This is a genomic window from Bacillus sp. BC05(2025) (assembly GCF_056725905.1).
Window position 1 is genome coordinate 1 of the sequence record NZ_JBWYRA010000005.1, and the last position, 20,673, is coordinate 20,673.

At 33.2% G+C, this 20,673-nt stretch carries 26 protein-coding genes and 8 pseudogenes; 9 read left to right on the top strand and 25 right to left on the bottom strand.

Annotated elements, in window-relative coordinates:
* The 6 genes and pseudogenes from ACZ76X_RS17465 to ACZ76X_RS17490 all read right to left on the bottom strand — a co-directional run.
* Positions 1-694, bottom strand: a 694-nt coding sequence (locus ACZ76X_RS17465; protein WP_479851182.1) for an S-layer homology domain-containing protein, incomplete at its 3' end; no start/stop codon positions are given.
* Positions 695-1,018: 324 nt separating this feature from the next.
* Positions 1,019-1,902, bottom strand: a pseudogene (locus tag ACZ76X_RS17470) (Rpn family recombination-promoting nuclease/putative transposase).
* A 107-nt stretch (positions 1,903-2,009) separates the two neighbouring features.
* Positions 2,010-2,171, bottom strand: a complete 162-nt coding sequence (locus ACZ76X_RS17475; RefSeq protein ID WP_479851183.1) for a hypothetical protein — start codon at positions 2,169-2,171, stop codon at positions 2,010-2,012.
* 57 nt (positions 2,172-2,228) lie between these two features.
* Positions 2,229-3,542: a DUF3854 domain-containing protein gene (locus ACZ76X_RS17480; protein WP_479851184.1), complete on the bottom strand. Its 1,314-nt coding sequence runs from the start codon at positions 3,540-3,542 to the stop codon at positions 2,229-2,231.
* Positions 3,532-4,683: pseudogene (locus ACZ76X_RS17485) on the bottom strand (LPD1 domain-containing protein); the annotation flags it as partial. The gene ACZ76X_RS17480 and the pseudogene ACZ76X_RS17485, both read right to left, overlap by 11 nt.
* Positions 4,653-4,853 (bottom strand): annotated as a pseudogene (locus ACZ76X_RS17490) (hypothetical protein); the annotation flags it as partial. The pseudogenes ACZ76X_RS17490 and ACZ76X_RS17485, both read right to left, overlap by 31 nt.
* Before the next feature lie 1,093 nt (positions 4,854-5,946).
* On the opposite strand from ACZ76X_RS17490, the gene ACZ76X_RS17495 reads away from it, so the two are divergent.
* Positions 5,947-6,144 carry a hypothetical protein gene (locus ACZ76X_RS17495; RefSeq protein ID WP_479851185.1) on the top strand — a complete coding sequence of 66 codons (198 nt, stop codon included), beginning with the start codon at positions 5,947-5,949 and terminating at the stop codon, positions 6,142-6,144.
* Positions 6,145-6,595: 451 nt separating this feature from the next.
* Here ACZ76X_RS17495 and ACZ76X_RS17500 read toward each other — a convergent pair whose 3' ends face one another.
* Positions 6,596-6,799, bottom strand: a complete 204-nt coding sequence (locus ACZ76X_RS17500; RefSeq protein ID WP_479851186.1) for a hypothetical protein — start codon at positions 6,797-6,799, stop codon at positions 6,596-6,598.
* A 269-nt stretch (positions 6,800-7,068) separates the two neighbouring features.
* Here ACZ76X_RS17500 and ACZ76X_RS17505 point away from each other — a divergent pair, with 269 nt between their 5' ends.
* On the top strand, positions 7,069-7,206 hold the full coding sequence (locus ACZ76X_RS17505) for a DUF3956 domain-containing protein (protein ID WP_000376554.1): 138 nt from the start codon (positions 7,069-7,071) through the stop codon (positions 7,204-7,206).
* 143 nt (positions 7,207-7,349) lie between these two features.
* On the opposite strand, the gene ACZ76X_RS17510 is transcribed toward ACZ76X_RS17505, so the two are convergent.
* The 3 genes and pseudogenes from ACZ76X_RS17510 to ACZ76X_RS17520 form a co-directional block, all read right to left on the bottom strand.
* Positions 7,350-7,541 carry a hypothetical protein gene (locus tag ACZ76X_RS17510; RefSeq protein ID WP_479851187.1) on the bottom strand — a complete coding sequence of 64 codons (192 nt, stop codon included), beginning with the start codon at positions 7,539-7,541 and terminating at the stop codon, positions 7,350-7,352.
* Positions 7,542-7,694: 153 nt separating this feature from the next.
* Positions 7,695-7,973: a hypothetical protein gene (locus tag ACZ76X_RS17515; RefSeq protein ID WP_479851188.1), complete on the bottom strand. Its 279-nt coding sequence runs from the start codon at positions 7,971-7,973 to the stop codon at positions 7,695-7,697.
* A gap of 112 nt (positions 7,974-8,085) precedes the next feature.
* Positions 8,086-8,583 (bottom strand): annotated as a pseudogene (locus ACZ76X_RS17520) (Holliday junction resolvase RecU); the annotation flags it as partial.
* A 715-nt stretch (positions 8,584-9,298) separates the two neighbouring features.
* On the opposite strand from ACZ76X_RS17520, the gene ACZ76X_RS17525 reads away from it, so the two are divergent.
* Positions 9,299-9,607 carry a hypothetical protein gene (locus ACZ76X_RS17525; protein WP_479851189.1) on the top strand — a complete coding sequence of 103 codons (309 nt, stop codon included), beginning with the start codon at positions 9,299-9,301 and terminating at the stop codon, positions 9,605-9,607.
* 107 nt (positions 9,608-9,714) lie between these two features.
* Here ACZ76X_RS17525 and ACZ76X_RS17530 read toward each other — a convergent pair whose 3' ends face one another.
* The 5 genes and pseudogenes from ACZ76X_RS17530 to ACZ76X_RS17550 all read right to left on the bottom strand — a co-directional run bounded on the left by ACZ76X_RS17530 (position 9,715) and on the right by ACZ76X_RS17550 (position 12,596).
* Complete coding sequence (locus ACZ76X_RS17530) at positions 9,715-9,960, bottom strand: hypothetical protein (protein WP_479851190.1); 246 nt, start codon at positions 9,958-9,960, stop codon at positions 9,715-9,717.
* Between the two features lie 1,054 nt (positions 9,961-11,014).
* A complete protein-coding gene (locus ACZ76X_RS17535) occupies positions 11,015-11,284 on the bottom strand; it encodes a hypothetical protein (RefSeq protein WP_479851191.1) in 270 nt (89 codons plus the stop codon).
* Positions 11,285-11,973: 689 nt separating this feature from the next.
* Positions 11,974-12,224, bottom strand: a pseudogene (locus ACZ76X_RS17540) (hypothetical protein).
* A gap of 62 nt (positions 12,225-12,286) precedes the next feature.
* Positions 12,287-12,481 (bottom strand): helix-turn-helix domain containing protein, encoded by a 195-nt coding sequence (locus ACZ76X_RS17545; protein WP_479851360.1) that lies wholly within the window; start codon positions 12,479-12,481, stop codon positions 12,287-12,289.
* Positions 12,399-12,596: pseudogene (locus tag ACZ76X_RS17550) on the bottom strand (hypothetical protein). The gene ACZ76X_RS17545 and the pseudogene ACZ76X_RS17550 overlap by 83 nt, the downstream one beginning before the upstream one ends.
* A gap of 269 nt (positions 12,597-12,865) precedes the next feature.
* Between ACZ76X_RS17550 and ACZ76X_RS17555 the strand changes: the two are divergent.
* From ACZ76X_RS17555 to ACZ76X_RS17565, 3 genes are all read left to right on the top strand, one after another.
* Entirely contained in the window at positions 12,866-13,393 is a 528-nt protein-coding gene (locus ACZ76X_RS17555) for an excalibur calcium-binding domain-containing protein (RefSeq protein WP_479851192.1), read from the top strand.
* 57 nt (positions 13,394-13,450) lie between these two features.
* Positions 13,451-14,152, top strand: coding sequence for a class D sortase (locus tag ACZ76X_RS17560; protein ID WP_479851193.1), 702 nt, complete (start codon positions 13,451-13,453; stop codon positions 14,150-14,152).
* Between the two features lie 120 nt (positions 14,153-14,272).
* Positions 14,273-14,716 (top strand): DUF3862 domain-containing protein, encoded by a 444-nt coding sequence (locus ACZ76X_RS17565; RefSeq protein ID WP_147808722.1) that lies wholly within the window; start codon positions 14,273-14,275, stop codon positions 14,714-14,716.
* 25 nt (positions 14,717-14,741) lie between these two features.
* On the opposite strand, the gene ACZ76X_RS17570 is transcribed toward ACZ76X_RS17565, so the two are convergent.
* Complete coding sequence (locus tag ACZ76X_RS17570; protein WP_479851194.1) at positions 14,742-14,954, bottom strand: SHOCT domain-containing protein; 213 nt, start codon at positions 14,952-14,954, stop codon at positions 14,742-14,744.
* Here ACZ76X_RS17570 and ACZ76X_RS17575 point away from each other — a divergent pair.
* Positions 14,852-15,193: pseudogene (locus ACZ76X_RS17575) on the top strand (hypothetical protein); the annotation flags it as partial. The gene ACZ76X_RS17570 and the pseudogene ACZ76X_RS17575 overlap by 103 nt on opposite strands.
* Positions 15,194-15,383: 190 nt before the next feature.
* On the opposite strand, the gene ACZ76X_RS17580 reads toward ACZ76X_RS17575, so the two are convergent.
* Both ACZ76X_RS17580 and ACZ76X_RS17585 read right to left on the bottom strand, forming a co-directional pair.
* Positions 15,384-15,689, bottom strand: coding sequence for a hypothetical protein (locus ACZ76X_RS17580; protein WP_479851195.1), 306 nt, complete (start codon positions 15,687-15,689; stop codon positions 15,384-15,386).
* Between the two features lie 410 nt (positions 15,690-16,099).
* Entirely contained in the window at positions 16,100-16,342 is a 243-nt protein-coding gene (locus tag ACZ76X_RS17585) for a hypothetical protein (RefSeq protein WP_479851196.1), read from the bottom strand.
* 220 nt (positions 16,343-16,562) lie between these two features.
* Between ACZ76X_RS17585 and ACZ76X_RS17590 the strand changes: the two genes are divergently transcribed.
* Complete coding sequence (locus ACZ76X_RS17590) at positions 16,563-16,673, top strand: YjcZ family sporulation protein (protein ID WP_000540384.1); 111 nt, start codon at positions 16,563-16,565, stop codon at positions 16,671-16,673.
* A gap of 193 nt (positions 16,674-16,866) precedes the next feature.
* Here ACZ76X_RS17590 and ACZ76X_RS17595 read toward each other — a convergent pair whose 3' ends face one another.
* Both ACZ76X_RS17595 and ACZ76X_RS17600 read right to left on the bottom strand, forming a co-directional pair.
* Complete coding sequence (locus ACZ76X_RS17595; RefSeq protein WP_479851197.1) at positions 16,867-17,067, bottom strand: hypothetical protein; 201 nt, start codon at positions 17,065-17,067, stop codon at positions 16,867-16,869.
* An 83-nt stretch (positions 17,068-17,150) separates the two neighbouring features.
* Complete coding sequence (locus ACZ76X_RS17600; RefSeq protein ID WP_479851198.1) at positions 17,151-17,351, bottom strand: hypothetical protein; 201 nt, start codon at positions 17,349-17,351, stop codon at positions 17,151-17,153.
* Positions 17,352-17,537: 186 nt separating this feature from the next.
* Here ACZ76X_RS17600 and ACZ76X_RS17605 point away from each other — a divergent pair.
* Positions 17,538-18,081 (top strand): annotated as a pseudogene (locus ACZ76X_RS17605) (ribonuclease).
* A gap of 569 nt (positions 18,082-18,650) precedes the next feature.
* On the opposite strand, the gene ACZ76X_RS17610 reads toward ACZ76X_RS17605, so the two are convergent.
* The 5 genes from ACZ76X_RS17610 to ACZ76X_RS17630 all read right to left on the bottom strand — a co-directional run bounded on the left by ACZ76X_RS17610 (position 18,651) and on the right by ACZ76X_RS17630 (position 20,654).
* Positions 18,651-19,274, bottom strand: coding sequence for a hypothetical protein (locus ACZ76X_RS17610; protein WP_479851199.1), 624 nt, complete (start codon positions 19,272-19,274; stop codon positions 18,651-18,653).
* Positions 19,271-19,816, bottom strand: a complete 546-nt coding sequence (locus tag ACZ76X_RS17615; protein ID WP_479851200.1) for a hypothetical protein — start codon at positions 19,814-19,816, stop codon at positions 19,271-19,273. Before ACZ76X_RS17615 ends, ACZ76X_RS17610 begins: the two co-directional genes overlap by 4 nt.
* 85 nt (positions 19,817-19,901) lie before the next feature.
* Positions 19,902-20,108 (bottom strand): hypothetical protein, encoded by a 207-nt coding sequence (locus ACZ76X_RS17620; protein ID WP_479851201.1) that lies wholly within the window; start codon positions 20,106-20,108, stop codon positions 19,902-19,904.
* A gap of 72 nt (positions 20,109-20,180) precedes the next feature.
* Entirely contained in the window at positions 20,181-20,384 is a 204-nt protein-coding gene (locus ACZ76X_RS17625; protein WP_000900859.1) for a hypothetical protein, read from the bottom strand.
* Positions 20,385-20,447: 63 nt separating this feature from the next.
* Entirely contained in the window at positions 20,448-20,654 is a 207-nt protein-coding gene (locus ACZ76X_RS17630; RefSeq protein WP_325803019.1) for a hypothetical protein, read from the bottom strand.
* Between the last annotated feature and the right edge of the window lie 19 nt (positions 20,655-20,673).

A 20,673-nucleotide genomic window follows, 5' to 3' on the forward strand; every position in this document is an offset into this window, starting at 1 on the left:
GAGTAGGGGGCAGTAGATCTACAGGATTTGTTGTCGTACCATCGTTTTTATCTTTTTCTGGTTTCTCTGGTTCTGTTGTTGGTTTCTCTTTCATATTAATTGCACTGTATAAAAATTGCGCATATTGCTCACGTGTTACAACCATTTTTGGCTCAAACATATTGTTCCCTGAACCAGCAGCAATTTTATTTTCTTGTAATGCACTGATAGCATTCGTAGCCCAATAGTTTTTTTCCACATCTTTAAAAGTGGTAGTTGCTGTTGCTTTTAAATTAAAGGCTTTTGTTAACACAGCAGCTAACTGCTCACGTGTTAAGATATTGTCAGGTCCAAATTTCCCATCACCATAGCCACTCATAATACCAACTTTAGTAAGAGATAAGATTTCTTTTTCAAACATATGCCCTTTGACATCAGTAAATGGATTTTTAATATTAGGTTCATCTGCAGGCTTCAAGTAAGCATAAATCATTCTAGCTACTTGACCACGAGTTATATTATCACCAAAACCAAACATACCATTTCCATAACCTGCAATAATATTTTTATTTGCTAAATCTGTAATAGCATTAAAAGACCAATGGCCTTGTGGAACATCATTAAACCTTTTACCTTCTGCCTGCGCATTTATCATTGGTGTTAATGCTGTCGCCAACATAATACCGCCCACTAATACCTTCTGTTTAAGTTTCATAAATTATCTCCTTCATTCAAATTAAGTTTATATGATTTTTTCCCCTCAATATAATACTTGAGTACACTCAACTACTTCATCTAAACTAATAAGTTAGACTCATTACAGAAGTTCAATGCACATCCATATCTTTATATCTTAATTCTATAAATTAGAACATGCAATATATTCCTTTTTACTGTATTTAAAAATTTTAAATACAATAAATTATGAAAAAGGTTTATACACTAAAATTCTCTTCGAAATATTAATTACATGGGTGAAAATAAAAAAACAGGTAATTGCATGTATAAAGCAATTACCTGTTTTCACCACTGTTCTCTACTATTTATTTTGTAAAAGCTTATTAACCTCTTCCATACTTAATTCAGCAGCTTCCGCAACTTTCTCTATAGGTACACCTACTTTAATCATGTTTTGAATTAATTGTATTTTGGTTTCTTTTGCACCTTTTTCTTCTGCTGTTTCTATTTCTGATATTCTATCTTTTATTGCTTTTTCTCTAGCCTCATATAAGCGTAAAAAGTCCTTATCGCTACTTAAACGTTCCCAATCCTCTATTGCTTTTTTCAAAACTGGATCTTTTTCCATTGCTATCGCCTCCAGGATTGTTGTTAATCTCTCGTCCTCATGCGCAGGAAATAATAACAACCAACGCGCTAAAGAATCTTCCCACGGATTCATTCGTTCTCCTTGCCATTCTTGAATCACTTTCGGAATTTCAAGAAAATGCAACTGCATATTTTCGGTAATGATACGCTTAGATTTCTTATTCATCACTGTATTAACATTATGAAAATCTTTCTCTTCTGGAAACAGAATGAAATCCACTATATTAATACAAATTGTTGGTCTTAATTCCTTGTACTTCATTCTTGAGTCATTTGGGAATAATACATGCCTGACCAGTAGAACAAAGAACGCTCTATCATATCTTTTTTGTCTCGAACTTGAATCTCTATATTAATTTTTATACCATTATTTAGCGTAGCTCGCAAATCTAAAATAGACAATTTATCGTCCTTTTGTTCTCTTGGAAGATGCGGATCATCTAAGTGCAAAGAAGTGATTTCTTCATTAATAGATGATTGTAGTACTGCATTAAGAAATCCAATTAATATATCTTCATTTCCTTCTACTCCAAATAGACGCTTAAAAGCATAATCAACTCGTAAATTTACTAAATTCTTTTTTACATATACACTCATGTTCTCCCTCTACCTTTCTCGTTTTAAAATTGTATTTAAGAGCATAAAAAAAGATAGAATTACAATTCTATCTTTTTCTCCTCTATTCACCTCACCAAATATGGCTACTAGTTATTTAATATATAAGAAATATCCTCTTCACACATATTTGTCGCATTTGCAATTGTCATGATAGAAACTCCTTCATTGTAAAATCGTTGAATGAGTTCCATTCTTTCTTGTTCCCTAACTTTTTTATCTACGTCCATCAATTGTTGCATAAGATCCATATCGGAATGCACACCTTTCTTTTATATAAAATCCCCTAGTTAAATTGTTACGATTTATTATATTGTGCGGAAAACTGGCTTGAAAGAAGCTTGCATGGCATCATCCAGACCTTTCCCTTGTGCGGGGTTCCATGCAGCAATAATTACGTTATAGCCTTCTTTCTTTAACTCTGTCGCAAACGCGATTAAGGCCTCTCTTACTTTTTGATTCTCAACTAAATCTGCATCAAATGCTAAATACACATTTTCTACATCCATATCTTTTAGTACAGGCATAACGATTCTCCATGCATTTACACCCGGAATTGCAAGAACTGTTGTCCCTACACTAGATATTCCCTCTTTATTCAACCTTTGAGGAAGTAAATCAGCAATCAAATCTGCTTTCATAGGGCCTTCTGTGATCATCACAGATTTTGTTTTGTGCAGCGTACCAGACTTCCAATGTTTCAAATGTGAGCTTGGTACCGCTACATGTACAGGGAGTGGATTTTCACTACCTCCCGCACCGGTTCCTTCATTTTTGTTTGCTGAAGAGATCCATAAATATTTTTGACCTTTATGTATCTTTACAACCACTTTTTCCCCGCCGATTAATAACTCTTTATTTTTCCCTATTTCTAGTTTTCCTTCATAGATACAATCACCGTTTTTCATTATTTTCGCAACATTAGGCTGTTGGACTAGTTCAGCTTGTATACCTGTAGGTCCAGATTTCACATGAACAGAGTTCTTTACTTCATCTACACGTACTTGCCAACCAACAATTTGATTATATTGGTTTCGGAACGGAATCATAATTCCTGGAAAACCTGCCATTAAACGAAGAGAAAGTTGTCCTTTCTGCATTTCATAAAAGCCAGGCACTCCCTTCCAACAGTCTTTTTTACCAATTTGTTTAAATAACTTCTCCCAAATAGTTGTGTATGTATTATCATCTTCTAATACAATTTGTTGCTTTAAAAAAGAACGATATTGACGTACCTGTACTTCTTCTTCAGTCATTTTTCTCTCTTGCAGTAAATGTATATGATGCTTCTCCTCTAACGGCAAAAATCCGATTAAATTACGATTAAATACATCTAATTCTTCGTTACTACGCTTACTATGTCCCTTTACCACATCTACATCTGGTAATTGGTATTGCTTCTTACGATTTAGATAATGGATATAACTTGGATTACTTGAATTTTTACCGTATACCCATTTACTTTCCACACGGGTACATGCTACTTTCTCCTGCGAAACATACAGCATACAGTTTCCAATCCTATTACAAATTGGACATGGCACACGATAAAATTCCCACCAACTTCCTCTTGGATGTGCAGTCGTTAAACGAAACTGTCCTTTTTGTATGTTATAGTTCATCTTTTCCCACTCCTTGTATACTGTTTATTATATATGGAACTATTATTTCCATTAAACTCTTTATACTTCTATTTAAATATTCCCTTTGTTCACCTAGTGGATATACAAATGAATGCGTATCACAAACTAAATAATCGCTTCTATGTTCTTGATCTAGCAAAGCCGATTCTACATATGCTTCAAATGCTCTAGCAAACATCTCGTGATTTGTAGACCAATACTTTTTGGTTCGCTTCTTATCTAATTTATTTGCTGTATCATAGTACACAGACCCTTTCGCTTGATAAGATATTTCATCAAGTTTATCACCTGTTTTTTTATAATGATAAGCAGCCAACATTTGTGCAGTTCTTTCAAATTCCTTTTCAATCTTACGTTCCATACGCGTCTTTGTTGCTCCCGATAAAGTATTAAGCTTCCTGCATAAACTAGCATGATGAGATTCTAAAACATTTGAAACATTGCCTTTAAACACATCATAACTATCAATAAAATCACCATAGAAATACCACTTTCGACTGTAGGCATTTTCCACGTTGATTACTCTGGCCACTTTTCCTTGTTTACAAGCATCTACAACCGCTTGCATCTTTTCCTTGATAATAGCAGGCAAGATATTCCCGATACTCTTGCCTGTTGATAAGAAAGCAATGCTACCATTTTGAAAATCATGACTACAATCATATAAGAAATAATCCAATGCATGGCCCCATTCATGACACAATGCACCAACTCCATTATCACGAGTTAAATTAATTACTTTGGTAGATGGTTCATAATGTGCTAATACATGGCCACTTCCTCTCGCGCCAATAGCAAGTCCTAAGCGTCCCCCTAACCCTATATACTCAGGTGGAATCCCCAATATACGTGACAAATCATATAACGCTTCAGATACATGCCCAATATGCTCTTTTGCATATTGTTCGGTGCAATAATGCCCAAATTGCATTCCTTTTAACCCAAACATAGTAACTACGTCTTCAGGTTTGGTAGCAATTTCTACTTCTGGCCCTTTTCTTTGCAAAGTATCTGGCAGTTTCCTACTTCAAGCGGCTGCCGATTTCTTACGAGTCGTAACCTTTTTCGTAAGTAAATCATTCCATGTTAATTCATGTGATACACGAAGGTACGTAGAATTGGTTTCCATTTCTTAAGTGAATAACCTTCTACATCTAAAAAACCACGGATAGCAGTAAAGCAAAAACTCGTCCCTCTAAAACATCTTTCCAATAAAAAAAGGAAATCCCGTACACATCCATTAAAATGAACATGATACAAATAGATTTCCCCTGCTTGTTTTGCTGGTCGTGCCACTACTCTCACTGCTACTAAGGATAATTCCCTCGCTTTTGCGTTTCCTATCCAACTTTATCCGCCGATAGAGTCATAGACTCAACGTTAACAGCTTTCGACGTTCCGTTCAGACTATCATTGTTTTAAAGATCTTTCGATCTCCGATTTAGGTGCTCGCTTTACCCCGTGTCTAGCTCCGTTGCCTGTAACAACGTTAGGATAGTTATCTATGCCAAAACTCTTATCCATTAGACAAGCCATATTTTCAGGCTCCGAGTCATTTCTAACTCGTTTTATTTTCGAGGCGTACATTCGCAAGTTCGTCAGTGTTTACACATTCTCACCGTGTCGGTTGACAGCATACAGTACTTTATCAGTTCCATTTGGTTTATTACTCCGTATGGCTTTCGGTTACCCAATTAGGTACTACGGATAGTGACTGCATGTTTTACCCTGCTTCCAACATCACGCTATGCCTAACGTATGCAGTCGGGAATATCACTGGGGTAGTTTTAGAACGTTACTCCATCATTCCTACCGCTCGTCTGAACAGTTATCCTGTTCTTTATTGTTTGGAGTGTTACTACAATTAAGAACAGTCCTCGTTGTCGCTTATACTTGCGTATTACTTACACGAGAACGTCTCGCACATCATAAATAAATCCCCTAGATAATAATTTTTGCCCAGTGTAATAATTGGTACTACCAATCAAACAGACTTGAAAACAACACAAAAAAAGGTGTGGGAATAAACGGAATCAATTAAACAATAAATATAATTCCATATTAATGAATTCATACAAAAATTCCAATAATTTTATGTTTCCTTAAGATATCCTACTCATTTTTTAAAAACGCATATATTTTATCACTACCTTGGTTCCTTCATCCTCCTCCGAAATAACTCTAATTTAGTATTGAAATTCTCTAAAACTCGTTGTACTATATTTTTGTATTTTCTCAGTTCCCAAGCCGAGAATACATCATCACTTCTGAAAAGGACCCGAACTCCAGCGGGTTCTTTCTTTTAATCTCTCTTCTTACAAATCTTTTTATTTAAATATAAAATTACAAGTGAGTTCTAACAATTCGAATTGAGGTGAAAATCATGAGAAGCTTTGGCTCATTAATGATCTCTACTGTTTGTTCAGTACTCCTTATAATTTGGACTACTTATGAAATCTATAGCGGATACACAACAGGGCGTACATACTATTGGATTTATGGCATCGGAGCTGTTATCTTCCTCCTATTCTTTATCCTAAACATGCGTGATTTCAAAAAGAAAAACTACAGAATCTCATAACAATAGAAGTTGATACAAATGTGGAAAAAATTAATAATTATAAGTTTCATCTAAAAGATTTGAAATTTATGACTTGGCTATTTCCAATTGTCGGTTTGTTATATGCCTATGAATTCTTCTCTGGGCTAATGTACCATCAGGAGATTCGTTGGCTCAAGTTAATATGCATGGCGATAATGATTATCGGATTTATGGATATTAGAAAGAAACTTAAAAACAAAGACTATAGGGCGGCTTGAATTACCAAACACTCTTGAACTCATTTTTGAATCATTGTATTATATTTTTGGGTCTTACTTCATAAATCATTATCAAGAGAACCTGCAAACCCGCAGGTTCTTTTTTTAAATAAAAAGCAGCTGATAGGCTACGTGAAGTTCGTCTTATCACCAAATAAAAACATAATAAAAAAAGAGTGCGATTAAGATATGCACTCTTTAAAAAGGCTTTATCAATCTCGACGATCATCATGATTATGCTCACGATCGCGGTCATGATTGCGTCTATGACGACACTCATCACAATCACAGTCGCGTCTACAATGACAGTCGTTAAAATCGTTTCTTCTACGTCTACGACCGCATCCGCAAAATACTAAATCATCCCAAAAGCTATTACAATCTCGAGAATGTCCAAAATTATTATTCCATCCCATAGATATGATTCCCTCCTCTAAAAATAGAATTCATCATATTCTATGGTTAAAAGGTAGAAATAGTTTGTTTACTAGTCTATGTTTTGTATTTTAGATTAATAATTCTTTAATTTGCAAGTCTATCTCACTTCTCCATTTTCAATCGTTGTGTTCGTTTCTTTTGTTTAAATGGGCTAATCTATCAATTTTATCAAATCAATTAATCTAACCATTACGTATTAACGTTAAATTCATATACTATAGTAGATTGCTAGAAAGGAGGCGTAACCATGGATAGTTGCGTTGTGTTTGTAAATGGACAACCTTTTTTAGTTCTCTCAGTAGCTGGTATTGAAATTGCTAGATTAGAGATTTCTCTTCAAGTAGCATTAGCTCTAAGAGTGCTTGGAATACCAATCTGCGATTAATTACCACATCCAAAAAAGAGAGCATTAGCTCTCTTTTTTTATTTCCCCCTTATCTTTCCTTAACAACAAACAAGACGCCGCCCAGATTACGGTAGCACCTACAATAAGTGCTATAAACTTAGTCAAACTTATTTATCCTCATATTATTTATTTCTTTGCTTCCATACCCCGTTCTCTTTATGATAAGTATTCTTGCTGTTCATGAAGTCAGCTGTATTACACGGAATGCTAAATTTCTTATTCTTTTTTTTAGCCTTCTTCTTCAGTCTTTTCTCTTCTTGAATAGCTTGTAAATCCACCTTCCATTGTTTTAACAAATCCTTTTCACGCCGCATCGAATTTGTACCCCTTGGATTAAAATGTGAACCAAATAATTAGATTCTACCTTTTTATATAGATATCCTTTAATCTAAATGTCCATTTTTTTCAAATTCACGTTTAATGTGTAATTTCTATACAACAAAGAAAAAAGCACCCGTATTGGATGCTTAATGTATACTAATATTAATATTGAATAGTTTTATTGATAGACTTTCAAGAACAATAAATACACTAGCTGAAACTGATCTATATCCGATATTCTTTCCTGTAACATTAATAGTAATCTCCGCCAAATGGGTTGGTACATCACCTTTTTCAAAAATTTTATCTTCAATCTTTTCAACTATTGCTACATTATCCACTTCTTTAAAAGTTTTTAACAATTTTGTTTCTAATAAAGTAAAGTCAAAATTTTCATCTTTAACCACAGCAAATTTAATCTTCATTATTCTTTCCCCATTTTTAACTAGTTAATATAATAACATCAATATAATTATATATATTCGTATTAAATAATACAAAAGATATGTTTTATCAATTCCCCCCTATTTAACCTATTACGTATTGTAAGTAATCCACTGGCGCTCGTTCTGTCTGTTCTACTAAGTATCCGTAAATATCAAAGTCTGCTCTTGATATCGACTTCTTGCCTTTTGGCTACTGTGACATCCTTACGGAAGATTGAATAACAGATAACGGTACTGCGAATACTGACTAATCTTTACTAAATTCGATAAGGAAGAAACATATCGCTCCCATCTTCTCTGCTTTATCTAAGTAATCTAATTGGTGCTGCGCAATGTTCTTCAGATTAAATCGATTTATCTCATTTGTAGACTTCGCTTCAAACGCTATAGCTCGTCCCTTATATACGCCGTCATAATCTACTTTACTTTTAGATTCGTAATAACCATCCTTCACACGGCCATAAACCATTTTTAATACCTTTACAGGAGTCGGACGCTTGTTTATAAGCGCCACTCCCTCTCTTTGATACATTTCATTCGATAGATTAATAAGCTTTTCAAACGCCATTCCGCTGTTACCTTGTCCCACTGTTATTCCTCGCTTTCTATTAAAAGGATTATTTTGTTTGAATTCTCATAAAACACTTTTTAAATTCCTCAACATTGGAAATAGCTATATAATAAAAAGGATTAAATGTTAGGAGTGCTATAAATGTCTGATATGATTAAACTCTGTATTGTAATAACCATTGCCTTATTTTTAATGTTTTCCATAATATCAGAGTTTAAGAAACCTCAAAAAGATATGTTTTGGTTCTCAATTGACGTAATGTTTCTCCTTGCAGCTTTTTTACTAATAAAAGACTATATCGTCAAACATTTAACGTAATCGACTGAATAAAACTAAATATTCCGTCAATAATATAGATAGGCGATGGCCAGAACTCATTTAATGAAGTCCCTAACCTTTCTCCTTTCCCCCTTGGAGAACCAGCCGAGCAGTTAGTTTTTGCTAGCTGCTCATTTATTTATGAAAAAATATAAAATTCTTTATAATGATTCTTCTTTATTTCTCAATATGAAGAGACTTGGATTTCCTTTAAAAACCTTGTAATATATGAACAAAGAGTAAGGTAAGAGTTACCCTTTGCCATTTTAGGAAAGGTCCTGTTGGAGACAACGGGACCTTTTTTTCGTAAAAGGAGTATTTTTAAAAAAATTTATTTCGAATTATAATCGCTATCTTTCCCTTTAATTTTCCAGTAAAATCAAATGTAAATATTTTAATTACATAGGAGAAAGCAATGAAACATAACATTAATCTATGGTCCTTTATTTTTTCTTTTATTTGCATTGGTTTATTCCTCTTATATCTTGAAATTGGTTCGATAGCCTCACCTGAAACGAAATTGTTTATTATAAATTCGCTACCTATCCATCCTTTATTTTTTTTACTAGTTTTAACAATAGGAACTTTTTTTGCTGGTATGAAAGGATTTTCTAAAATAGATAATTGGGTTGCTATGCTTAGAAGCATAGCGACAGTTCTACTAACACTTTTATTATCAGTGTTTTTAACACTAACTTTGATCGTTGGCTATGCATTAAGTTAAACGTGATTCTTTGTGAATAAAACTCAACATCCCGTCAATAATGTAGACAAATGGTTATCTTTCTCCGATTTCCTTATAAGAGCAGTTAGCTTTTGCTAGCTGCCCTTTTATCTGCACTCAAAAAATGATAAGAATTCACTGTAGCTAAAATGTTCAAAAGTCCCTTTATCATTTTTAACAACTATACCGACTTCATCTGTTGTTCTAAACATCTTAAGGTCTTCGTAATTAAACCAATATTCTTTGTCAGCACTAAACCCTCTTGCTTCCATTTTTAGTACAACATACATCCAATCCCTAAGGTTTATTAATAAATCAATTGAGTCCTGTAAAAGATCTAGAGTATCCTCCATATCCATTCCCCCTTTTCTACAAAATGAAATTTTTATTAAGATTTTTCGAAATTTAATTTAAACATCCTTAATTCCTAACATTAGAAACAAATAATATGTTAGTGTTATTACGAAGATATTTACTAACTAACTTTTATGCCCTAGCCATGCACGACGCTAGGGCATATTTATTTTTTTAAGCGTGTAGCTTATGAACGACATACTGCTTAAATTCGCTATTCAAATCCCCTTTTCTATGAAATAGCGTTTTTATTTAATTATCAGTCTCACTTCTTCATGTGCTTATAGCCGATATGAAACATTGCATATTTCGACATTTTTCTACACAAATAGTCAAATATGGTGTATTATATAGCAGAAGAGTAAGGTAAGAGTTACTCTTTGCCATTTTAGGAAAGGTCCTGTTGGAGACAACGGGGCCTTTTTTCATCTAGAGATAATTTTATTTAATTTTTCACCATTAAACACAAAAACATCTTATAATCGTTATATACTAAATTAATCAATGAATTAGGAGTTGGTCAAATGCCAGTTACACTAGAACTTATTCTTTTTATTCTCCTAGCAATTAGTGCTGTTGGCTATTTAGTAAAAGAATGTCAATATGGAGAATATCGACTATCATAATCTGATTTATAAAACATGAATTCCTTCGAATAAAACCCAATATTATGTCCATAATGTTGATAGGCTGTATGCCAAAATCCATTTAATTTTCTCTGTATCTCCTTGTATTGAGCAGTTAGCTTTTGCTAGCTGCTCTTTTTTTGTAAAAAGGCACTGAATTGACAAGAAACACATATAACATTCTGTGTTCCTTTCTATATAAAATAAGTTTTTCTTTACAAGCGGATAATCTCGTCACAAGAGCACTTTATTAGGTGCTCTTTTCGTATTAAAAATACATACAAAATGAAATTTTTACCATGAAGATAATTATTAAATATTTTATGCCCATAGATTATAATGAAATAGTTATTGTATATTGGCATTAAGAGGAGCGACCTAATTAAGGGCTTCTCTTTTTTTATAAAATAGCACTATTACAATCTCCCTATATATATATCTTCTTGATCTGCGTTTGAGTGAATCCCTCGTATACTGCAAACACTTCAGGGAACTGGCTTAAACACATATCAATAATTGTGTTATCTGTAGTTCTAATAAAGAAGTACTTAACTTTCTCCATGTAATTATTGTATAGGTAATAACTCCTAATCTCGTAATGGTAGCCATTAGCTTTCAAGACTTCATACAGCTTAATCTTTGTTTCATCTATATCAAATATTGATAACTGCCCTTCAATCTCAACCTGTTCAATCATTTCTCATTTCCCTTTTAAATAAAATAATATTTTGTTAGTTCTACTACGCCATTCATATATAGACAACTATACATGAAATTGTTAAACTATTATTATGATTCTTATATAGAGTCATATAAGACCTTTTTTTGTTCATGGGGCTCTTACATAGTAGTAAGGACCATTTTTTATATAAAAATTTGAATATATAGTTGTAAAAAATATTAGTTAAGTGTTAAAATTCCCTATATACTCCTTAGGGAGTTATTATGTAATTAACAAGAGTTTAATATTCTCGATTCTTAGCCCCTTGGAGCGCCCTCCAAGGGGCTACAACAATTAAAATAACTTTTTTGATACATTTATGAAACATTCGTGTGTTATCTTTATTACGTTCTTTTTTATAATATCGTGTGAGATATACCATGACTTGAAGCCCTAGCCCCCTAATCCTAGGGCTTCTTCATTTAAATAAGAATTTTGTATATTTTTATTCATTCCACCCTTAGAATCATATATACTTAATATATAAATTTATATTATAATTCTTTTGTGAAACATCACGTGTTTCCAATACAACATTTTTTGATGACCTCCTATCTTTCTGTAAGAGGTCCTTTTTTCAGATAACGCTTTTATGATATTCCCAGAATTATCAAATAATTTCCTAAATATAGCTGATTTGATCACACGTCATAACGCTATGTCTCCTAATCTAAATTCATTATCTCTTCTAAGGTTCTATCAGAAATATACGTGGTGAGAACCTGTATATTTCCGTATTTCTTCTTAGCCACTTTTATCGTTTCGCCTTCAAACTTCGTCTCAAACCAACGAAGCTCTTCCACTTCTCATCTTTATCGTAAAACTCTACTGAGTACGTCATAACACTATTACGCTTCAAGAATTTGTCTACGGTACTTGTTGCGGTATAATCAAAACTTCCGATTACATCCCCCATTGTTAGTTATTTCATGCCCCTAACCCTATTGGACGAGATTTAATTTTGTTCTTATCTGCTTGCTACATAATTAATGCGACATTTTCTAGTTGATGTCTTCCTAACTCTTTTGCTATTTCAAGAATATCTTTATCCTCATCCCACATTTTTCGTAATTGAATCACTTCACTCTCATCAAACACTAAGTCCAACTCTTCTAAATTGATATATAAATTTAGAAGCGATTTCTTCATGTACTCCCCCTGTTGCAACGCCATTGTATAATTCTCCTTTTCCAATTCCGTTCCAATTCGTGGCATCCCATTTCCCTTCCAGTTGTAATTAATGAATTTCTCTTAACTCCGCCATAACGTCAGGATATCTTCTATCCACTTCTTCAGGACTGCGATTCCCAGCTTCGCAGTATCACAAACATCAGAATTCATAGTCATATTTAACTTTTTGGCTATATTGGTTGGTATTGCCACCACGGCTCTCTTTTTTATTTTCATTCGACAAAATATAATAATATAAAAATTAATAATTCGCTATCATTTTTTGGAAATCTTACATTTATCAACAAATTATTATTGTATTTTTATTTTTTAGAATGTAAAATATTCCAATGTAAATACATACCATTTAGGGAGAGGGAGAAATTCATGAAAAAACTATTAGCTTCAGCAACAGCGGTCACACTATTAACAGTAGGATACAGTTCTGCTGCATTTGCAGAAAAAAATCCAAATGACAAGAATTGTGGTCACTTTAAAAACAAACAAGAGGTTATGGAATTCTGGCACAGCAATGGATACAGTGCGACTAACGATCCTCATGATTTAGATCGTGACAATGATGGTTTACCTTGTGAAGTAAAAAAAGGGGATTACGATCAATTTTTAGCTAGTAAACAGCCTACTAAAAAAGATGAAAACAAACCACAAGAGCAAGTTAAGCAGGAAAATACTAAACAAGAACCTGTAAAACAAGAAAATACACAACAAAACAACCAAGCAACAAACAATAAGCAAGAGCAAACTAAACAAACAGCTGTAAAGGCTGAAACAAAAAAACAAGGTGAAAAATTACCTAATACAGCATCGAACAGTATTACAATGATGCTTGCAAGTGCTGCTTTAGTATTAGCAGGTTCAATTCTTGTATTCCGTCGTAAAAAAACAAATGCCTAAACTAATAGCTAGAAACGACAGGAATGTTCCTGTCGTTTTTAATGTGGAGTGATAAACTTGAAAAAACTTAATTGGTTGGGAGTTTTATTAATTACTATAGGTTCTTTTGCTTTTGTTTATTACTTTATAGATTGGTATGATGCAAGAAAAACTGTTGAAGCCTTAACTAGTACTGAAATTCAACAATATCAAAATATTAAACCTGTCACTAAAGATGAAAAAGATGTCAACAATGAGTCAAACAAAGAACAATCTCAACACACTCTACCAAATCAAGAATCTAATTTTACAAACACTAGTGAACCAATATCAGAATCACAAAAACAGATTCCAGCTTCTCAAGTTCAGCATCAAATGGGAGAACAAATCGCCTATATGGTTATACCGAAAACTAAACAGAAATATCAAGTGTACTGGGGTGCTGATGCCAAAACTTTAAAAAAAGGGGTAGGAATGTTTGTTAGTGATATTACAACCACTCCTTCTGGTAATGGACATACTGTTTTAAGTGGACATCGTGATACGGTATTTACTAAATTGGGAGAGTTACAAGAAAATGATTATATTTTAGTTGAGTATGATAAAAGAGTATACATTTATCAAATTCAAAAACACTGGATTACAGATGCAAATGATCGTACTGTAATTGTCGTAAAAGATAAACCAACATTAACACTAACTACATGTTATCCATTTAACTATATTGGGGATGCACCGGAACGATACATCATTGAGGCATCCTTAGTTGCTATTAATTGAAAAAGAGAGCTACAGCTCTCTTTTTTTTTTTTTGTTCGACAAAAAACGACATAATGCAAGCGGGTCATCTGATATGATAGTTTCGGAAATCTTACAATTTATCACTGGAGGAACTACATAATGGGTAAAATTTTTAAGTTTGGGTGTTTAGGATTTATCGGTTTAATCGTGCTTGGTGCTATTGCGGCGGCATTAGGTGGAGGGGATGACAAGAAAGAAACAACTTCTTCTGAACCAAAACAAGAGACACAAGCTCCGGCTACTAAAGAAGAGCCTAAAAAAGAAGAAGTGAAGAAAGAAGAACCAAAAAAAGAGGAAGCTCCAAAAAATAAACCTGGAATTAGTAAAGCTGAATTCGATCAAATTCAAAACGGAATGAGTTATGACGAAGTTAAAGCTATTATCGGTAGCGACGGGGAAGTTTTATCAGAGTCCGGTCAAGCTGGCGAACAATTCCATACAATTATGTATAAATGGGATGGGGAAAAAGGATTTGGCGCTAATGCTAACTTCATGTTCCAAGAAGGAAAATTACAAAATAAATCTCAATTTGGTTTAAAATAAAAAAAGCGCTCATATGAGCGCTTTTTTAAATTCCTAATAATTGCTTTTTCTTCGCTTGGAAATCTTCCTCAGTAATAATTCCTTGATCTAGCAACTCTTTATACTTCAATATTTCATCTGCCCCACTTACTGATGCAGCAACGTCAAGAAGCTGAGACGCACCGACAAGCTGAAGAAAAAGCGAAGCAAGAACAACAACGTCAAAAGCAGGAACAAGTCCATAAACAGCAAGAAGCACAAGTGCAAAAACAAAGAGAAGCAACTCAAAAGAAGACAGAGAAAGAAGCACGTGAGGAACAAGAAAGTTTAGAGTATGCAAAAAGGAGAGCTCAATCATTTGAGGATAAAGAACGAGAAAAAATGAGTTGTGATGAAGCAAAAAATGTTCTTGAACAATTAAAGAATGGCGAACAAAATCCAGCAACAAAAGAGCATATTATTAAGTATCAAGAAAAAGTAAATATGTGTAGCAAGTAACAAAACAACTTAACGTAGTAAAATGCTATTTGGATTAGCGTCCAATATATATTATTAAAATTAAAGTGGTTCAAGTCGGAGGAAGGCACCTTAGGGTATCTTTTTTATGTAAATAAGCTGCCCATATGGACAGCTTATTATAGTTTTTTGTTTAGAGTATATTTTCATTAAAATGTGGGTGTTGCCCATTTTACAGAAGATGTCCTTCATATCGTCCCAATGATTTATCAGGAGTAGTACCTTTAAAGTACCAGTGCATTGTACCACCACAGATCTTTTCAGTATAATAATTTGCAAATTTCCCATTATAAGGTGGAGTGTATCTTTCATACTTACCATTAGAAAGCTTTTTGACGCCAGAAGGTAGTTCACATGCGACCGTTTGCACAGACTTTACTGGACTTTCCGTATTGTCCATACTTGCTGCTGAAGCTCCAATTCCTCCAGATAACATAATACCAGTTGCCAATGTTCCAACTACTAATTTCTTGAACATAAAAATTCCCCCTCAAATATTTTTTTAACTTGCACCTTAAATGTATCACTTTTGTAATTTTTGTAAATATTTTGAATTTGTAGAAATATTTATTTGAATCTTATCAATATTGGTAATTCATTTTATCAAATGGAAAATAGAGGAATTTTTAATGATATGTAATAATGCATGTTCATTCAGAAAAAAATCGTGATAAAATCTAAGCACCTGTTCTATTTTTTCAGTTAAAATGGAAACCTTACTTCTTATTTACCACAACAAGAGAAGGCACCTTAGGGTGTCTTTATCTTGTTTGATTAATCTCCTTTCTCACACTCCCTCTAAAAGTTCATCAAAAAAAAGAAAGGTTCCTAAGGAGACCTTTCAATAGAATTTCATTACTCTGTAACACTATAAAATTAGTACCTCGCTTAAGAAGTTTTAAAGGACAAGCTTGTTAAAGACGTTACAACACTTAAGTCGTCATTTAATGTAATTGAGAAACAAGCTACTAATGGCAGTATAATAGCAATTGATCCATCAGGATTAATTACTATACTTGGGCTAGATCCGCATTCTTCTCCACCACTTACAACTGATTCTACCCCACCCCCAGGAGTAGTTGTAACTTTAAGACACACATCGATACAAATATCATTTACAGTCAATGCCATGACTTATCCCCCTCCCTAAAACAATTTATACATAAAATATGTAGTAAAAAGGGCTAATAACACAGGAAATTTCAAAAGAAAAGGCGCCTTAATTTGGATTTTCTTTATTTTCACAAGGACCTGCTCAATTCATTCCTAAAAACATAAGGTAAAGTGAACCCATTAAATGCATGGAATGAACCCTAGTTTTACCCTCTGATCTAAAGGAGGAACTATTGTTATGGGATATGGTGGTACTTGCGGTGAAGGCTGCGGTTTTGCTGGAGGATTTGCGTTATTAGTTGTATTGTTTATTTTATTAATCATTATCGGATGTACTTGTTTCTGCTAAAAAACTATTAGAAAAGGCACCCTTATATGGGAGCCTTTTCTTTATGTATATTATCTATTATCCGATTCATCATTTTTATTATAAACACATTTGGCTTCCCCAAAAAGGCCACCAGTGTCCCATTCTCCACCATAATGAGCACATCCTAGGGGAACCATTGTCTCGTATACTTGGATATGATTTTAGTTTACATTCATAAACCTAAACCATAAAAATATAAATAGATTACCACGATTATAATTCCAATAACAGTAATTAATAGGAGTTTACCATCAAAACCCGTAATAACTTCTTTTAGATTTTCTTTTGCTTGTTGTTTGTTTTCTCCACTTGAAAAGAGATAAATAATGAAATAAGTAACCACTAAGAAGAATGAGAATATTATATCTATCATTACTTATGTACCCCCTAATATATATACCTTTAATTATCCAGTAATTTTCTTGCACCTTGTATCAGCCTGAGTAACTGAAATGCTTAGTTCAATAAAAGCCAATTGACAAAAATTACTCCCATAACTGCTCCAGTTCCAAAAAAACCTACCAACATTTTTTCCTCAGGACCATTAATAAGCTCTTTTAAAACTTCTTTTGCTATTCGCTGACCTTTACCACCTAAAGATATCGAAAGAATAAAGAATATTACCACTAATACAAATGAAGAAATTATTAGCTCCATAACTTATGTACCTCCCTAATATATGTGCGCTATTAATTAACCAATAATTGCCTTATACATGACATCAGCTAGGGTGCATGGAAGTATAACAAATTATTTTTATAATTTAATGTATTAGTCGTCATCGCAGTAATAGTTGTTGTCATTGCTGCTGTATCTATTTTTAAAGATTCCAAATCAGAAGATATGAAACCTAAGTATTCACAAAAAGATATGGATGAAATTATCGATAAACACTTTAAAGAACAGCAAGAATTAAAAACACAAATCAAAGAGTTGAAATCTAAAGTAGACTTCTATGAAAAAGAGCAAACTAGGTCACTTCAAAAAACTACACAGCCGAGTCAAGAAACAACTGAACCAGCTGAAAATGCGGATAAGGTTACATACAAAAACGAAATTAAGCCTACTATTGATGAAATGTTAAAGGACTATGATGAGATTTGGAATCAGGACTGGAAAGCTATTTGGGGAGAAGGAAGCAAGGACCATGAATCTCTTGACAAGAACGCTTTAAAAGAAAAAATAGAGTCAGTTATAAATCGATATGATGCACTTTCCAAGAAAAATACAGAATTTAAAAGTGACTCAAGGAGTAAAAAGAGTAGCTCCGTTGAATGGAAAAATGGAAGAAGCTCAAAAATCAATCAAGCTTTCCGATCAAAAACTAAATAATGCTCTAGCTAGCTTAAATGAAATTGAATCAAAATTGGGTGTTAGCCGCAATTAAAACACATAACAAAATATAACATTGAAAAAATAATATTTGGATGGGAGTCCAATACATATTATTAAAATTAAAGTATTCCTAGTCGGAAGAAGGCAATTTTTGATATCGTTCCCATGAAAATCATCTACAAAAAAATGGTCTAAATCTAGACCATTTTTTCTTTTAATTATTCAAATTCAGATGTAATTCCATTGTATTTTTTCTCTTTATCTGCATCATCTGCTATCAGCCAAATTAATTGTCATTTATGACCTGTAGCACTAACCATTTCAGATTTCTTTAAACTATTACATAGGTTTGTAACAAGCTTTTTTAATACGTTTAAACTGCATAGATGTTAAATTTTAGACTTATCGCTTAGTGCACAACATCCTACATTATTTAGGCAGAATATCGCCAATAAACACGATATTATTAAATTCATAAAATGGATTTTTTATCTTCTGTAGCAAAAAATCCGGCATAATTAATCCCCTTAAATCAATAATAGATAGACTAAATACAAACAGCATACTAATAAGTTTCCCTACAGTAACTGAACTACTTGGTTTTTTCCCCTATCTTTTTATTTACCTTAACGCAATCCATTCATAACTTGCCCACTCTTTTGGTTTCTTATCGTACTTAATGCGACCAGTCGTACAGAATGAAGCGACAATCCATTGAATGAGATTCATCTTGGCATATGGGTCAACACAATCCTCTATTTTTTTTAATTGATAGCCTGTACTATTTTTCTGCCAAATTGTATATAAACGAAAATGGGTTGTCGTAACAAGTCTAGCTTTTGTTGTAACTTGCCATTTTGCAATTTTTGTTAAATCTTCTTTTACTTTTCTTTCATAATCTTGTTTTACTACCTTATAACTCTTCCCTTTATTAATTAGCCCATTCGAGAATGTAAAAGGCACTTGATGCACCTCATAGACAGTTCCTTCTTCATCTCCTAAAATATTTGATTCTACTAAGAATATATTTTTTAGTTTTAACTGTTCCGTTAATTCTTTTCCGCTCTGATAAAACGGTTTTTTTATCTTCTGAAGCAGGACAACCTGTACAATTAGCCCAATAAGTAACGGATACGCTAGTATAAACACCATATTAATAAACATATTTGTAATAAGTACCCCTACTAGTGCGAATATCGTGAAATAAATATACGTTTCTCTTTGATGAATGATTCTACTGTTCAAACTAACATACCTCCGTTTTGATACATAGTGAAAGCAATATACACAATTGCTCCTAATAAAATAGAACAGGCCCCTGGAAAGCTCTGTATCAGCTGTATTTCTTTTTTTGGTAGTTTTGCTCCAAATATAGAAGCAGCATGCTCCAATTGGTCTTTAAATGCCCCTACAAACCCTAAAATTTTAATTAATCGATACACACTTGCAATCCAAAAGAATAGCAAATGGAAAGCTGTTAATGTAATAGCAGTAAGGATAGCTGATTCTTCTACTATATTACTAACATATACAGCTACCACCACAAGCATTTTTGTATCACCGGGTGAAGAAAATTTAAATGCCTCTAACAACAAACCACATGCTAAGGCCATGGCTAGTACAATAAAAATCTCTTTCCCTGTTCTTATTCCAGCAAAATACGTGATTCCTATACCTACAATTAAGAATAGCAAATGCCATATATTTTTCGTTTTTCTATATTTCAAATCAGTGAATACATTTAGGAACATGTAACTTAGTAATAACCCTATAACATACAAAGACATTCTCTTCTCTCCTTTTCTGAATCCATATACAATTGTTATCTAAAAAAGGGAACCACTTCTAGAGTAGCCCCCTTGATTTTTACATTTATTTTTTGTTCCAAGAATCTACATCGGCATTGCTTGATGCTTTTGTGAATCGACCTAGAATTGTATCATAACCACCTTGGATTGCTTTCCAAACGAACGGGCCAATTACTAATACGATAATTACCGCCAAGGTGATTAACATACCGTTTTCTGATGATAATTGTGAGTCTTCATTTTTTAACCAATTCTTCATTTTTGCTAACATTGTATTTCTTCCCCTTTATGTATAAATTTTAAGAATCTACTAAAACAAGAACTTATCTATTTAAATCTTTTATTACTTATTCCAAGAATTCACGTCTGCATTACTTGATGCTTTTGTGAATCGTGCCAAGATCGTATCATAACCACCTTGAATTGCTTTCCATACAAACGGACCAATTACTAATACGATAATTACCGCCAAGGCAATCAACATACCGTTTTCTGATGATAACTGTGAATCTTCGTTTTTTAACCAATTCTTCATTTTCCCTAACATGATTGAATCTCCCTTATCCATTTATTTGAGCTATACGTAATAAACATCATTGATCTAAAACTACTATTTCTTGTTCCAAGAATTTACATCGGCATTGCTTGATGCTTTTGTAAATCGTGCCAGGATTGTATCATAACCACCTTGAATTGCTTTCCATACAAACGGGCCAATTACTAATACGATAATTACCGCCAAGGCGATTAACATACCGTTTTCTGATGATAATTGTGAGTCCTCATTTTTCAACCAATTCTTCATTTTTGTTAACATCTGTATTGCTCCTCTTCTT